The organism is Bradyrhizobium sp. USDA 3311 (genome assembly GCF_054062495.1).
In genome coordinates, this window is sequence record NZ_JBSSFI010000001.1 from 791,714 (window position 1) to 804,084 (window position 12,371).

Below are 12,371 nucleotides of genomic sequence, written 5' to 3' on the forward strand. Positions count from 1 at the left end.
CTTGAGACGACAGAAACGTGCGATTTTGCTTTGAAAACAATGTGCTCGACGGCGACCTGCGCGAACTGACCTGCGCCGGGGTCGCCGTGCCGTTGCAGCCCCAGGTGTTCGATCTGCTGCTCTACCTCGTCGCGCAGCGGGCCCGAGTGGTCAGCAAGGATGACCTGATCAGCCAGATCTGGAGTGACCGGATCGTCTCGGATTCCGCCCTGAACAGCCGGATCAATGCCGCGCGCAAGGCGCTCGGCGACGACGGCGCGACTCAGCGGCTGATCAAGACGATCCCGCGCAAGGGCTTTCGGTTCGTCGGCGAGGTCCGGGAAGATGTGGCAGTCACACTCGCGCCTGCGGAACCCGCCGCGGCCCCGGCACGCACTGTTGCGGACCGCCCAGCGATCGCGGTGCTCGCCTTCGAGAACATGAGCGGCGATCCCGAACAGGACTATTTCGGTGACGGGATCAGCGAGGACATCCTCACCGCCCTGTCGAAGCAGCGCTGGTTCATGGTGATCGCCCGCAACTCGTCCTTCATCTACAAGGGACGCGCGGTCCACATCAGGCAGATCGCCGAGGAGCTCGGCGTCCGCTACATCGTCGAAGGCAGCGTGCGCAAGGCGCACAACCGGGTGCGCATCACCGCCCAGCTCAACGACGCGGCGTCAGGCAGCCATCTCTGGGCCGAACGCTATGACCGCGAGCTCGTCGACGTCTTCGCCGTGCAGGACGAGATCACCAACGCGATCGTCGCGGCGATCGAGCCGCAGATCCACGCAGCGGAGAATTTTCGCAGCCATCGCAAGCCGCCCGCGAGCCTCGACGCCTGGGATCTGTTGATGCGCGCGCTGTCGCACTACTGGCGCGTGACGCGGCAGGATCACGAGGCCGCACAGGCACTGCTCGAACGCGCGATCGGGATCGATCCGAATTACGGCCAGGCGCTGTCGGTGCTGGCGGCGAACCACATGTTCGGCGCGCATCTCGGTTGGGTCGAGCTGGCCAGGGTGGCGCCAATAGCGGAAGCCGCCGCGCTGGCCGCGGTGCGCTGCGATCATGAGGACGCCTGGGCGCATGCCGGGCTCGGCAGCGTCTACTTCTCGACGCGCAGGCTTGCGGACGCGCTGTCCGAGTTCGAGCAGGCGCTCGCGCTCAATCCGAACTTCTCGCTGGCGCAGGGCTATTACGCGCTGGCGCTGTCCTATGCCGGACGATCGAAGGACTCGTTCGAGGCGGCGCAGAGGGCGATCCGGCTCTCACCGCGCGACCCGTCGCTGGCGATCTATCACGGTATCGCCGGCTATGCGCGCTTCACCGAGCGGCGCTATGACGAGGCCATCGCGCTCGCGCGCGAGGCCATCCGCCATCGCGGCGACCTCACCGGCGCCTATCGCGTGCTCGCCGTCTCCGCCGGCATGACCGGCGACGGGATGCTTGCGGAGATGGCGCTGGGCGAGCTCCGCCGCACCCAGCCGGGCATCTCGCTGCACTGGATCGAGACGCAACTGCCATGGGCCAGTGACGCCGATCGCGAGCACTATCTGGAAGGATTCCGCCGGGCGGGGTTGCGGTGACACCTCTTGCCTTCCCTTGAACGGCAGGGGAATAGCATTTGAGAGCGGTTCCTGCGGCCATCCTTCGAGACGCCCGCCTGGCGGGCTCCTCAGGATGAGGACGGAATTCGCGGCAGCAGCTTCAACGGGCACGGTGCTGCTTAGCCTCATCCTGAGGAGACCGCTGGAAGCGGTCGTCTCGAAGGACACGGCGTGCGGTGAGGCCCCTCCAGGGGAAGGTAAGAGCGCGGCGGCGCTACACGCGCTTCCGGCGCAGATGGACGATGACGTCGAGCCGCGCGATCTCGTGGCCGGGAAGCGCCTCGGGAATCCTGGTGAAGGCGAGGCCATCGGCGACGTCGACCAGCACATCCTCGCCTTCGAGGTAGAAGTGCGGATGTACGGATGTGTCGGTATCGAAGAACGACTTGATGCCGTCGGCCGCGATCCGGCGCAACAGGCCGGCTTCGGTGAACTGGTTCAACGTATTGTAGACGGTCGCGAGCGACAGGTATGCGTTTGCCGCCAGCGCCTCCTCATAAAGCCCCTCGGCGGTCACATGACGATGGCCGCGCAGGAACAGCAACTGGCCGAGCGCCAGGCGCTGGCGCGTTGGCCGGAGGCCCGCATCAACAAGCAATTGCAGACAGCGCTGCACGCCCTCATCCGGCTCCGGTACGACGACGTCAGGTCCGCTGTCGTCGCCCGCGGGAATATTCGTGGCCTGCATGTCCATCGATCGTCTCACGGCTTAAAGAACCAGGGCACGCAACGCGGCGTCCGGCCAGTTGCCATTCGATCGCAGAAGCGGCGGCTTGGCTTTGATCCGGATCAAATCCGGAAGCGGTCGCCTCTGACCTATCGCAAGGCGGCCCGGTCTATTCCCGGTCACAATGCAGCGATATCGATGAGGCTCACATGTCCAGGCCGGTTCCCGACAAGGCGGAGGTCGCGCTCGAATATCCCGACAAGTTCTATGTCGGCACCTTCGAGCATTCATCGCGCTTCGAGGCGCGGCTCGACGGCAGCGGCGTTGCGCTCGTGCTGCAACATCCGGGCGCGGCCGATGAGCGCAAATCGGTGCACCTGCACATCAATTTCGGGCTGCTCGCCGGCATCCTGCGGGAGCTCGCCGGCAACGTCGCCGCACTCCCCAAGGACGACATCGCGCACCGCGAGCAGCTCGCAGACGCGCTCGACGAGTTGCGACGCGCGCTGCGGACGCCCTGAAGGCTATTTCGTTTTCACCTGGATCGGCTTCGGAGCCGGCACGGCCGCCCATTCCTTGTCGGCGCGCGGGCCGTTGAGATCGCCGGTCAGGCCGACGAGCTGACCGGGCAGCACGTCGAGGGTCTGCTGCCAGGTCTGGGTCTGGCACAGGAACTTGATCAGGCAGCCCTTGAGCTTGAGACGATCAGGAGATTCGCGCCACAGCGAGACCGAATAGAACTTGCCGTCCTCCGCATTGTAGATGTCGCCGGCAAACCGTCCCTCGGGCGTCGCCTGCAAGCCCATGATGAGCTGGTGGCCGAGCAGCGCGCGGGCGCGCTTGTCCGCATCAGGATTCTCCTTGTCGCGATAGGGCTGACCGCGCTTGTCGGCCGGCTCCTTCATCCAGACGATGAAGCCGCAGATGCGCTCGCGCGACGGACCGCAGCGTTCGAGCCGGATGCGGGCGCGGCCGTCCTCGACCAGCCAGGTGCCGCTGGGATCGGTGGGCGCGGCAGCGCCGGCGCGGCCGCCGACAATCATCATCACGACGGTGATCGCGACGCGCAGCACGAAGCGAAGAAGAATGTCCATCTGCGATGCCTTTCGTTGCGCGGGTTGCCGCGTCAGTTCAGTTGCGCCATCAGCGCGTCGGCGCCCTTGTCGAGGCCGGCGGTGGCGGCTGCGAGCGCGCCGACGCTGGCCTTGATGTCGTAGGCGCCCGGGTATTGCTTGGTGACGTAGGCAGAGAGCAGGCGCGAGGTGGCGGCGTCGAAGATCTCGACGCCATAGACGACCGAGCCGGTCATCGTCCCCTCGCCGTCGCGCGCGGCCTGCACGCCGTTGTAGACGGCACCGGCGAGGTCGAAGCGCGAGAGCGTGCCGAGCACCGGCGTGTTGGTGACGGCGCCGGTGAGCGTCAGCCTGATCCGCAACGTGTTCGGTCCGCGCTCGCGCACCAACGCGAAACGGCCGCGCAGCCGCTCGGCGAAGGAGTTCTGCATGTAGGCGGCGAGCGTTGCCTTGTCCTTGTCGGACATGTCGCCGAACTGATGATCCTTGCCGCGGTAGAGCACGACGGGATCCAGGATCACTTTATTATGTGCGCGCCAGTCGACCGGCGTGGAATAGCGGTAGGGCACGCGGCCGGAGGCGTCCGACTTGTCCGGGGCCATGTAGGCCGACGACGCCATCTCCGAATAGGGCACGGGGGCGACCGAGGCGCAGCCGGCCGCGGCCGCGCAAAGCACCAGCGTTCCCAGACCGCGCAGGGCGATCGAGCGATCCATTCCAGACTCCTCTAGCGGCTTTCAGCAAGGCGATGGGGACCGCAGCCGCGTTTTGGGACCAGACGCGGCTGCGGCGCTCACCATTGCCGGCCCAAGGCATCGTCCGGGGCCATTTCAGACGCCTTGGGCCGTCTCAGTGTTTCCGTTTATAAAACCGACTAGTTGGTTTGTAAAGTACGGAAATGACGCGCTGGCACATTTGGCCGCAGGCGCGGTTTTGGGCAGGCGCCGGTCGGAATTCGTTAACGGTGAATCAGGCGCGCTTGCGCGGGGTCGGGGCCTTTGCCGCCGATGGCGTTCCGGACTTGGCCGTGGACTTGGCCGCGGACTTGGTGCGTGTCGTGGCGGGCTGTCCGAGGCCGGTCCACTGTGCGTCGTCGAGCAGTCGCGCGAACAGTCGCTGGTGCTCGTCCTTGCTGAGCGGAGACATGCCGAATAGCGAGCTCAGCAGCAGCCCGAGCGCCCCGGCCCAGCGCAGCATCGCGAGGTCGGGATCGGCGGCTTCTTCCTTGATCGCCGCCATCCTCTTCATTTCGAGTTCGCGCGGCAGCGCCATCAGGTCGGGATTTTCGACCATGGCCGCAACCAGGGCCAGCGCGGCAGAATTCGGCGAGGTCGCCGCTTCCCGGATCGTGGCGAGCTGGGTCGCCAGATTGGGATTTGCCGAGGTCCCGCTCACCTTTGCCATATAGCGGATCGAGAACTCCTCGAAATGCGCCATCTGCCGCTCGAGCAACGCCTTTAGCACCGCCTCCTTGGTGCGGAACTGATGCATCACGCCGCCCTTGCTGAGGCCGCTCTCGCGGGCGATGGCATCGAGCGTCAACCGGCCCGGCCCGTCGCGCGCGATGATGGCGATGGCCGCTTCGAGCGCAGCGTTGCGGGACCGTTCGGAGCGCGTGGCATTGTCCATGGCCGACTTGTCTCCACGACAGGATAATGAATCAAGTGAAAACAGGACGCGCTGTACATTTTTTGTGCGAACACTGTCGAGACTTTCATCTTGCGGCGCCGAATGGGACTATGTGAGCCTCGATACCGGATGGGGACTGGGATGGGCCGGCCGTAGCTTTGCGCGCCATGACGTGCGAAGCGTCTGCGGCTGGCCTCGCTTGAGAAAGATAAGACATGCCAAAACGAGTGTTGCTTGGTCTCCTCCTGGCTTGCGGCCTCACGGCCTCGGCACTGGCGCAAGAGCCGAAAACGGGGGGTGTGATCAATGCCGTGATCCAGCCCGAGCCGCCCGGACTGATGCTTGCGATGGTCCAGAACGGCCCGGTCCAGATGGTGTCCGGCAACATCTTCGAGGGCCTGCTGCGCTACAGCCCCAAGCTCGAGCCGCAGCCGGAACTCGCCGAGAGCTGGACCGTGAGCGAGGACGCCAAGACCTACACCTTCAAGCTCAAGAAGGGCGTCACCTGGCATGACGGCAAGCCCTTCACCGCCGCCGACGTGCTGTTCTCGATCGAGATGCTGAAGCAGACCCACGCGCGCGCCCGCAACAACCTCGGGCAGGTCGACAAGGTCGAGGCGCCCGACGATTACACGGTGGTGTTCACGCTGAAGCAGCCGTTCGGCCCGTTCCTCGGTATCTTCGAGGTCGGCTCGATGCCGATGGTGCCGAAGCATCTCTATGACGGCACCGACTGGAAGACCAACCCCTACAACAACGCCCCGGTCGGCACCGGCCCCTTCATGTTCAAGGAGTGGCAGAAGGGCTCGTTCATCCGCCTGGTCAAGAACCCGAACTACCACGAAAAGGGCAAACCCTATCTCGACGAGATCTACTGGCAGGTCATTCCCGACGCCGCCGCGCGCTCGGTGGCGTACGAGACCGGCAAGGTCGACGTGCTGCCCGGCGGCTCGGTCGAGAATTTCGACGTGCCGCGGCTGTCCAAGCTGAAGGACACCTGCGTCACCGGCGCCGGCTGGGAGTTCTTCTCGCCGCTGGCCTGGCTATGGCTGAACAACCGCCAGGGCCCGCTCGCGGACAAGCGGGTGCGGCAGGCGATCATGTTTGCGATCGACCGCGATTTCGCCAAGGACGTGATCTGGAACGGGCTCGGCAAGGTCGCGACCGGCCCGTCCGCCTCGACCATCAAATACTACACCGACGACGTGCCGAAATATCCGTACGATCCGGCCAAGGCCAAGGCGCTGCTGAAGGAAGCCGGCTACAAGGGCGAGAAGATCCGCCTGTTGCCGCTCGCCTATGGCGAGACCTGGCAGCGCTGGGGTGAAGCCGTGAAGCAGAATCTCCAGGACGTCGGCATGAACATCGAGACCATCGCCACCGACGTTGCCGGCGGCAACCAGAAGATCGGCGACTGGGACTACGACATCGCCTTCACCTATCTCTACCAGTACGGCGATCCGGCCCTCGGCGTCGGGCGCAACTACGTCTCCAGCGCCATCGCCAAGGGCCAGGTGTTCAACAATGTCGAGGGCTACTCCAACCCGGAGATCGACAAGCTGTTCGCCGATGGCGCCGTCGCGACCCCGGATTCCAAGCGCAAGGAGATCTACGAGAAGGCGCAGAAGATCCTGGTCGAGGACGTGCCGGTGGCCTGGATGCTCGAGCTGCAATTCCCGACCATCATGCGCTGCAAGGTCAAGAACCTGATCACGACCGGCATCGGCGTCAATGACGGCTTCAAGGACGCATGGCTCGACAAGTGATGGCAGGCGCTCCGAACTCCCCTTACCTCTCCCGCTTGCGGGAGAGGTCGCTACGCTCGAAGAGCGTAGCGGGTGAGGGTTCTCTCCTCTTGGCAATCCCTCCGCGGAAGCACCCCCTCCCCTGCCCTCCCCCGCAAGCCGGAGAGGGAGTGCACCGTGATCGCGGTGACACGCACCTCAATCTCACTGCGTTATAGATATGCTCTCCTTCGTCGCTCAGCGTGTCGTGAAGGGCGTGATCGTCCTGCTCGCGATCGTCGTCCTCAATTTCTTCCTGATCCGGCTTGCGCCCGGCGATCCCGCGGTCGTGATGGCGGGCGAGGCCGGCGCCAGCGACCAGATCTTCGTCAAGCAGCTCCGGGAAAAGTTCGGCCTCGACAAGCCGCTGCCCGAGCAGCTGTTCATCTACGTCAAGGGCGTCGTCACCCTCGACCTCGGCTTCTCCTTCCGCCAGCAGGCACCGGTGTCGAAGCTGATCCTCGAACGGCTGCCGGCGACCCTGTTGCTGACGCTGACCGCTTTCGCGATCTCGCTGATGCTCGGCGTCCTGTTCGGCAGCTTCGCGGCGCGCTTTGCCGGAACCTTTCTCGACACCGGCATCACCGTGTTCGCCCTGATCTTCTACGCCATGCCGATCTTCTGGGTGGCGCTGATGGGTATCCTCCTGTTCTCGGTCACCTTCGATTGGCTGCCGAGCTTCGGCTACGAGACGGTCGGCGCCAACTTCACCGGCCTGGCCCACGCGGTCGACGTCGCAAAACACCTGATCATGCCGGCGATGACGCTCGGCCTGTTCTTCATGGCGACTTATACCCGCATGACACGCGCCTCGATGCTGGAGGTGAAGCGGCTCGACTTCGTCAAGACCGCGCGCGCCAAGGGCCTCTCCGACGCCGTGATCCAGCGCCGCCACGTGCTGCGCAACGCGCTGCTGCCCGTCGTGACGCTCGCCGGCGTGCATTCCGGCACGCTGATCGGCGGCGCCGTCATCACCGAGACCGTGTTCGCCTGGCCCGGCATCGGGCGCCTGATGTACGACGCGCTGCTGCAGCGGGACTACAACCTCCTGCTCGGCGTGTTCGTGATCTGCTCCGCCATGGTCCTGATCTTCAACCTCATCACCGACCTGGTCTATCGGCTGGTCGATCCGCGCATCGAATTCGCCTCATGAAACAGTTCTGGAAATCGATGCTGAAGAGCCCGAGCGGCGTCATCGGCCTCATCATCCTGTTGCTTGCGATCGGAATCGCAGTGTTCGGACCGATGCTGTTCCCGAACTCGCCCTGGCGCATGGTACAGCGGCCGTTCCTGCCGCCGTTCACGCTCGGGGCCGTGCCGCTCGGCACCGACGCGCTCGGCCGCGACGTGTTCGCCGGCATGATCTTTGGCGCACGCGTGTCGCTGCTGGTCGGCCTCGTCTCGACGCTGGTGGCGCTGGTCGTCGGCGTGCCGATCGGCGCCATGGCCGGCTATTTCGGCGGCAAGGTCGACGACGCCCTGATGCGCTTCACCGAATTCTTCCAGACCATTCCGAGCTTTGCGCTCGCGATCGTGCTGGTCGCGATCCTGCAGCCCTCGATCTACTCGATCGTGGCCTCGATCGCGGTGGTGAGCTGGCCGCCGGTCGCCCGCCTCGTCCGCGGCGAGGTGCTGTCGCTGCGCACGCGCGAATATGTCCAGGCCGCCGTGGTCACCGGCCAGAGCAACACCTGGATCATCCTGCGCGAGATCCTGCCCAATGCGCTGTCGCCGGTGATCGTGCTGGCCTCGCTGATGGTGGCGACCGCGATCCTCTTGGAATCCTCGCTGGCCTTCCTCGGCCTCGGCGATCCCAATCTGATCTCCTGGGGCTACATGGTCGGCGCCGGCCGAACCGTGATCCGCCAGGCCTGGTGGATCACGGTGTTTCCCGGCGTCGCCATCCTGATCTCGGTGCTTGGGCTGAACCTGATCGGCGAAGGTCTCAACGACGCGCTCAATCCGCGCCTGTCGCGGGAGGGACGCTGATGATGACCGCCCCGCCCGCCGTCTCCATCAAGAACCTGCAGATCGCACTGCCCAAGGGCGCCGAGCGTGCCTTCGCCGTCGACGGCGTCTCGCTCGACCTTCGGCCCGGCAAGATCGTCTGCGTCGTCGGCGAATCCGGCTCCGGCAAGTCGATGTGCGCGCATGCGCTGATGGGCCTGCTGCCGGATACGGTCAACGTCACTTCCGGCGAGATCCAGTTCGAGGGCCGCGACCTGCTCAAGCTGGATGACGACGGCTGGCGCGACCTGCGCGGCCGCCGGCTGGCGATGATCTTCCAGGAGCCGATGACCGCGCTCAATCCCTTGATGCGGATCGGCGACCAGATGGGGGAGATGTTCGAGGCCCACGGCCTGCTCACGCCGAAGGAGCGGCGCGCAAGAGCGCTGGCGCTGGCACGCGAGGTCGGCCTGCCCGACCCCGAGCGCATCGTGCGCGCCTATCCGCACCAGCTCTCCGGCGGCCAGCGCCAGCGCGCCATGATCGCGATGGCGCTCGCGCTCGAGCCGGCGGTGCTGGTCGCGGACGAGCCGACCACCGCGCTCGACGTCACCACGCAGGCGCAGATCCTGAAACTGATCCGCAACCTCCAGCGCAACCGCAACATGGCGGTGATGTTCATCACCCATGATTTCGGCGTGGTCGCCGACATTGCCGACCAGGTCGTGGTGCTCCGGCATGGCAAGGTGGTCGAGGAAGGCCCGGCGGCGACCGTCTTCAACGAGCCGCAGCACGACTACACCAAGGCGCTACTCGCGGCCGTGCCGTCGATGGATCCGCCGGCGCGCGAGCCCCTCGACGACCAGGCCAGGGCCGTCGAGGTGATCGGGCTGGACAAGACCTACGTCACCTCGGGCGGCTGGTTTCGCGAGGACCGCCGCGTCGATGCGGCGCGCGCGGTCAACTTCAACATCCTCAAGGGCGAGACGCTCGGCCTCGTCGGCGAATCCGGCTCGGGCAAGTCGTCGGTGGCGCGCCTCGTGATGCGGCTGATCGAAGCCGACCGCGGCACGGTGCGGATCGGCGAGACCGATCTCACACAGCTCACGGGCAAGGCGCTGCGCACCGAGCGCCATCGCATCCAGATGATCTTCCAGGATCCGTTCGCCTCGCTCAATCCGCGCCGCAAGATCGGCCACATCATCGCCGACGGCCCGATCGCGGCCGGCACCGATCCGAAGGTCGCCTTCGAGCGCGCTCGCGATCTCCTGAAGATGGTGGGCCTGGATGCCGGCGCGCTCGAACGCTATCCGCATGAATTCTCCGGCGGCCAGCGCCAGCGCATCGGCATCGCGCGCGCGCTCGCGCTCGAGCCCGAGATCATCGTCGCCGACGAGGCTGTCTCCGCGCTCGACGTCTCGGTGCAGGCGCAAGTCCTGCGGCTGCTCGAAGACCTCAAGGCGCGCCTTGGCCTCTCGATGCTGTTCATCACCCACGACCTGCGCGTCGCCGCCCAGATCTGCGACCGCATCGCGGTGATGCAGCGCGGCGCGATCGTCGAGCTGAAGCCGACCGCGCAGCTGTTCGCCGCGCCCGAGCACGCCTATACGCGCGAGCTGCTCGCGGCAGTGCCAGGGCGGAAGGAGCGCGCGCCGGCGGCGTGAGGCGAACGGTATCCGGTTCGGCCCCGGACGATTGGACCGAATCGAACCCCATCTGTCGTAACGGCGCTCTCACGCGCTTTTTATTCCTCGTGACCGCCTACACAGCTTCAAAGCGCCGGGCCGCACCCCACATCGCTTTGGAATGATTTCCATCATCTGATGATGGTCGCCAAACTCTTCGGAGCCAAACATGGGCCAGGTTATTCAATTCGTCTCGAGATCCGAGCGCGAACGATTGCGCCTCATCCAGGAGGCACGCGCGATCTACGACAGTATCTTCCCGCCCGCTGATCCGGTCAGCGAGCGGCACGACACGACCACGATCGGGCGCGCCGTCGGCGGCGGCAACGTGGAAAATCTGTCGTGATCAAGATCATTGCCGTGCTTTGCAGCCTCTCCTCTCCCGCCAATTGTCACGAGCAGATCGTCACCACGTCGGACTTCGCCGACGTTTCGATGCAGTCCTGCATGATGGGCGCGCCGCAGCTCGCCGAATGGATGAACCAGCATCCGGCCGAGCGCCTCGCGGGATGGCGCTGCGTGATCGGGCAACAGGGCGGCCGGGGCGCCTGAGCCGCCTTCTGGCTCTTTTCCATCCCTTATTATATGATATATATCATTTCATAAGGTCTGGAGGCGCTCGATGGTGGACGACAAAGTCGGCAAACCGGCCATCGAATACGGTGTCGTGCCCATCGACGTGATGGCATCGATGTCTGGGCTTGATTTTGTCCGCGCGATCTTCTCCGGGGAATTGCCCGAACCGCCGATCATGCAGACGGTCGAGCCGTTCGACTGCAGGGCCGAACCTGGAATTGTCGTGATCCACAGCGTGCCGGGCCTGCGTCACTACAACCCGATCGGCTCGGTCCATGGCGGCTACGCCGCGATATTGCTGGATTCCGCAATGGGGCTGGCGGTGCAGACCACCCTGCCCGGCGGGACCGGCTACACGACGCTGGAATTCAAGATTTCGTTCGTGCGCGGCATGAGCGAGGCCAGCGGCGTGATCCGCACCGAAGGCCGCGTACTGAACGCTGGCCGCCGCGTCGCGACCGCCGAAGCGCGCATCACCGATACGAAGGGCCGGCTGCTCGCGCACGCGACGACGACCTGCCTTGTGTTCGGCATTGAGAAGGGCGGCGCGGAGAGCTGACGGGCGATGCAATCGCTCATCACCGCGGGTTGGTATTGCTCCAGGTCGGGACCGAATTGGTCACGCCGACCGACGGCCAGTTGTACGTTCCGATCGACGGCGCCGTGACCGTGCCGACCGTCTGTCCGGACGATCCGTAAGCGGGCCTGCCCTGCGTCGCCGGCAATCCGGCGCTGCCATAGGCCGGGGCCACCACACTGGTGCTGTAATATCGGCTCGAGCGGTGCTTCTTCGCCTCAGCCGCGAACGGCGCGGCAAGCAGTCCGGTCGTGATGAGCGCGGCAATGGCGAGTTTGACGGTTGTCATGGCTGATCCCTTCATCGCTAGGGCCCCGCTGTGTCATCTGTTCATTCGCCGGAAGATTTCCATGGGCACTCCGTTCATAACTCCGTGCGCACACAAAGGTACCGGAGCCCGGGGGCTGCGCTCGCTGCCTTCGGATGGACCCGAATCAGCGCTAGTGCATTTGCCTTGAGCAGCTCCCTGAACGCGATTGACATGACCGGCCCCGAACTGAAGCAACTCCGCGCCGACCTTTCCGATGCCCTCGAGCGCAAGCTCACCGCGGCCGACATGGCCAGGCTGTGCGGATTGCCGGAGAATGGCGGCGCCGACACCATCCGGCGCTGGGAGGTCAGCGGCCCGACGCCGTCGGCGACCAAGGTGCTGCGCGTGCTCGCGATGGCGAGCGAGCGCTATCCGATCCTGGAGAAGTTCGACATCTTCGATCGCCACGACGTGCGCGAGGAAGACCGGCCGGCAAAGCGCGCGGCATTCCGCGCGCAGATGCGCGATGAAGCACGGCGGCGTCTTGGTTAACAAGAGCCGCACGCAAGTTACCGGGAAGAGGCGACGTTAAAC

15 protein-coding genes are annotated in these 12,371 nt (G+C 65.4%); 10 read left to right on the plus strand and 5 right to left on the minus strand.

From position 1 onward, the window contains the following. The first annotated feature begins 17 nt into the window (after positions 1-17). Positions 18-1,568, plus strand: coding sequence for a winged helix-turn-helix domain-containing protein (locus ACVWW6_RS03890; RefSeq protein WP_456680162.1), 1,551 nt, complete (start codon positions 18-20; stop codon positions 1,566-1,568). Positions 1,569-1,803: 235 nt separating this feature from the next. Here ACVWW6_RS03890 and irr read toward each other — a convergent pair whose 3' ends face one another. Beyond that, positions 1,804-2,283 (minus strand): Fur family transcriptional regulator Irr, encoded by a 480-nt coding sequence (gene irr / locus ACVWW6_RS03895; RefSeq protein WP_060912765.1) that lies wholly within the window; start codon positions 2,281-2,283, stop codon positions 1,804-1,806. Between the two features lie 182 nt (positions 2,284-2,465). Here irr and ACVWW6_RS03900 point away from each other — a divergent pair, with 182 nt between their 5' ends. Beyond that, complete coding sequence (locus ACVWW6_RS03900; protein WP_161533106.1) at positions 2,466-2,777, plus strand: hypothetical protein; 312 nt, start codon at positions 2,466-2,468, stop codon at positions 2,775-2,777. A gap of 3 nt (positions 2,778-2,780) precedes the next feature. Here the strand turns inward: ACVWW6_RS03900 and ACVWW6_RS03905 are convergent, their stop codons facing one another. From ACVWW6_RS03905 to ACVWW6_RS03915, 3 genes are all read right to left on the minus strand, one after another. After that, positions 2,781-3,350: a DUF2147 domain-containing protein gene (locus ACVWW6_RS03905; RefSeq protein WP_456680163.1), complete on the minus strand. Its 570-nt coding sequence runs from the start codon at positions 3,348-3,350 to the stop codon at positions 2,781-2,783. A gap of 32 nt (positions 3,351-3,382) precedes the next feature. Then, the gene (locus tag ACVWW6_RS03910; RefSeq protein ID WP_456680164.1) at positions 3,383-4,045 is read right to left on the minus strand and encodes a DUF3313 domain-containing protein; all 663 of its coding nucleotides are present in this window, start codon (positions 4,043-4,045) and stop codon (positions 3,383-3,385) included. A gap of 253 nt (positions 4,046-4,298) precedes the next feature. After that, positions 4,299-4,958, minus strand: coding sequence for a TetR/AcrR family transcriptional regulator (locus ACVWW6_RS03915; RefSeq protein WP_011084031.1), 660 nt, complete (start codon positions 4,956-4,958; stop codon positions 4,299-4,301). A gap of 215 nt (positions 4,959-5,173) precedes the next feature. On the opposite strand from ACVWW6_RS03915, the gene ACVWW6_RS03920 reads away from it, so the two are divergent. The 7 genes from ACVWW6_RS03920 (at position 5,174) to ACVWW6_RS03950 (ending at position 11,509) form a co-directional block, all read left to right on the plus strand. Then, positions 5,174-6,724, plus strand: a complete 1,551-nt coding sequence (locus ACVWW6_RS03920) for an ABC transporter substrate-binding protein (RefSeq protein ID WP_011084030.1) — start codon at positions 5,174-5,176, stop codon at positions 6,722-6,724. Between the two features lie 199 nt (positions 6,725-6,923). Continuing rightward, positions 6,924-7,895 carry an ABC transporter permease gene (locus ACVWW6_RS03925; protein ID WP_456680165.1) on the plus strand — a complete coding sequence of 324 codons (972 nt, stop codon included), beginning with the start codon at positions 6,924-6,926 and terminating at the stop codon, positions 7,893-7,895. Continuing rightward, positions 7,892-8,731, plus strand: coding sequence for an ABC transporter permease (locus tag ACVWW6_RS03930; RefSeq protein WP_028173684.1), 840 nt, complete (start codon positions 7,892-7,894; stop codon positions 8,729-8,731). Before ACVWW6_RS03925 ends, ACVWW6_RS03930 begins: the two co-directional genes overlap by 4 nt. A 2-nt stretch (positions 8,732-8,733) precedes the next feature. Beyond that, entirely contained in the window at positions 8,734-10,353 is a 1,620-nt protein-coding gene (locus ACVWW6_RS03935; RefSeq protein WP_456683119.1) for an ABC transporter ATP-binding protein, read from the plus strand. A 190-nt stretch (positions 10,354-10,543) separates the two neighbouring features. Further along, positions 10,544-10,720, plus strand: a complete 177-nt coding sequence (locus tag ACVWW6_RS03940; protein WP_166466026.1) for a hypothetical protein — start codon at positions 10,544-10,546, stop codon at positions 10,718-10,720. Then, positions 10,717-10,926: a hypothetical protein gene (locus ACVWW6_RS03945; protein WP_011084026.1), complete on the plus strand. Its 210-nt coding sequence runs from the start codon at positions 10,717-10,719 to the stop codon at positions 10,924-10,926. Before ACVWW6_RS03940 ends, ACVWW6_RS03945 begins: the two co-directional genes overlap by 4 nt. A 70-nt stretch (positions 10,927-10,996) precedes the next feature. Next, complete coding sequence (locus ACVWW6_RS03950) at positions 10,997-11,509, plus strand: PaaI family thioesterase (protein WP_011084025.1); 513 nt, start codon at positions 10,997-10,999, stop codon at positions 11,507-11,509. A 19-nt stretch (positions 11,510-11,528) separates the two neighbouring features. Here ACVWW6_RS03950 and ACVWW6_RS03955 read toward each other — a convergent pair whose 3' ends face one another. Continuing rightward, on the minus strand, positions 11,529-11,816 hold the full coding sequence (locus ACVWW6_RS03955; RefSeq protein WP_028173687.1) for a hypothetical protein: 288 nt from the start codon (positions 11,814-11,816) through the stop codon (positions 11,529-11,531). A gap of 192 nt (positions 11,817-12,008) precedes the next feature. On the opposite strand from ACVWW6_RS03955, the gene ACVWW6_RS03960 reads away from it, so the two are divergent. Beyond that, the gene (locus ACVWW6_RS03960; protein ID WP_011084023.1) at positions 12,009-12,329 is read left to right on the plus strand and encodes a helix-turn-helix domain-containing protein; all 321 of its coding nucleotides are present in this window, start codon (positions 12,009-12,011) and stop codon (positions 12,327-12,329) included. The last annotated feature ends 42 nt before the right edge of the window (positions 12,330-12,371 follow it).

What these genes read in the sequence shown, in the direction of transcription:
- ACVWW6_RS03940 (WP_166466026.1), top strand. Translation starts at nt 10,544, where the DNA reads ATGGGCCAGGTTATTCAATTCGTCTCGAGATCCGAGCGCGAACGATTG.
- ACVWW6_RS03905 (WP_456680163.1), bottom strand. Translation starts at nt 3,350, where the DNA reads ATGGACATTCTTCTTCGCTTCGTGCTGCGCGTCGCGATCACCGTCGTG.
- ACVWW6_RS03930 (WP_028173684.1), top strand. Translation starts at nt 7,892, where the DNA reads ATGAAACAGTTCTGGAAATCGATGCTGAAGAGCCCGAGCGGCGTCATC.
- ACVWW6_RS03920 (WP_011084030.1), top strand. Translation starts at nt 5,174, where the DNA reads ATGCCAAAACGAGTGTTGCTTGGTCTCCTCCTGGCTTGCGGCCTCACG.
- ACVWW6_RS03935 (WP_456683119.1), top strand. Translation starts at nt 8,734, where the DNA reads ATGACCGCCCCGCCCGCCGTCTCCATCAAGAACCTGCAGATCGCACTG.
- ACVWW6_RS03950 (WP_011084025.1), top strand. Translation starts at nt 10,997, where the DNA reads ATGGTGGACGACAAAGTCGGCAAACCGGCCATCGAATACGGTGTCGTG.
- irr (WP_060912765.1), bottom strand. Translation starts at nt 2,283, where the DNA reads ATGGACATGCAGGCCACGAATATTCCCGCGGGCGACGACAGCGGACCT.
- ACVWW6_RS03915 (WP_011084031.1), bottom strand. Translation starts at nt 4,958, where the DNA reads ATGGACAATGCCACGCGCTCCGAACGGTCCCGCAACGCTGCGCTCGAA.
- ACVWW6_RS03955 (WP_028173687.1), bottom strand. Translation starts at nt 11,816, where the DNA reads ATGACAACCGTCAAACTCGCCATTGCCGCGCTCATCACGACCGGACTG.
- ACVWW6_RS03960 (WP_011084023.1), top strand. Translation starts at nt 12,009, where the DNA reads ATGACCGGCCCCGAACTGAAGCAACTCCGCGCCGACCTTTCCGATGCC.
- ACVWW6_RS03925 (WP_456680165.1), top strand. Translation starts at nt 6,924, where the DNA reads ATGCTCTCCTTCGTCGCTCAGCGTGTCGTGAAGGGCGTGATCGTCCTG.
- ACVWW6_RS03910 (WP_456680164.1), bottom strand. Translation starts at nt 4,045, where the DNA reads ATGGATCGCTCGATCGCCCTGCGCGGTCTGGGAACGCTGGTGCTTTGC.
- ACVWW6_RS03900 (WP_161533106.1), top strand. Translation starts at nt 2,466, where the DNA reads ATGTCCAGGCCGGTTCCCGACAAGGCGGAGGTCGCGCTCGAATATCCC.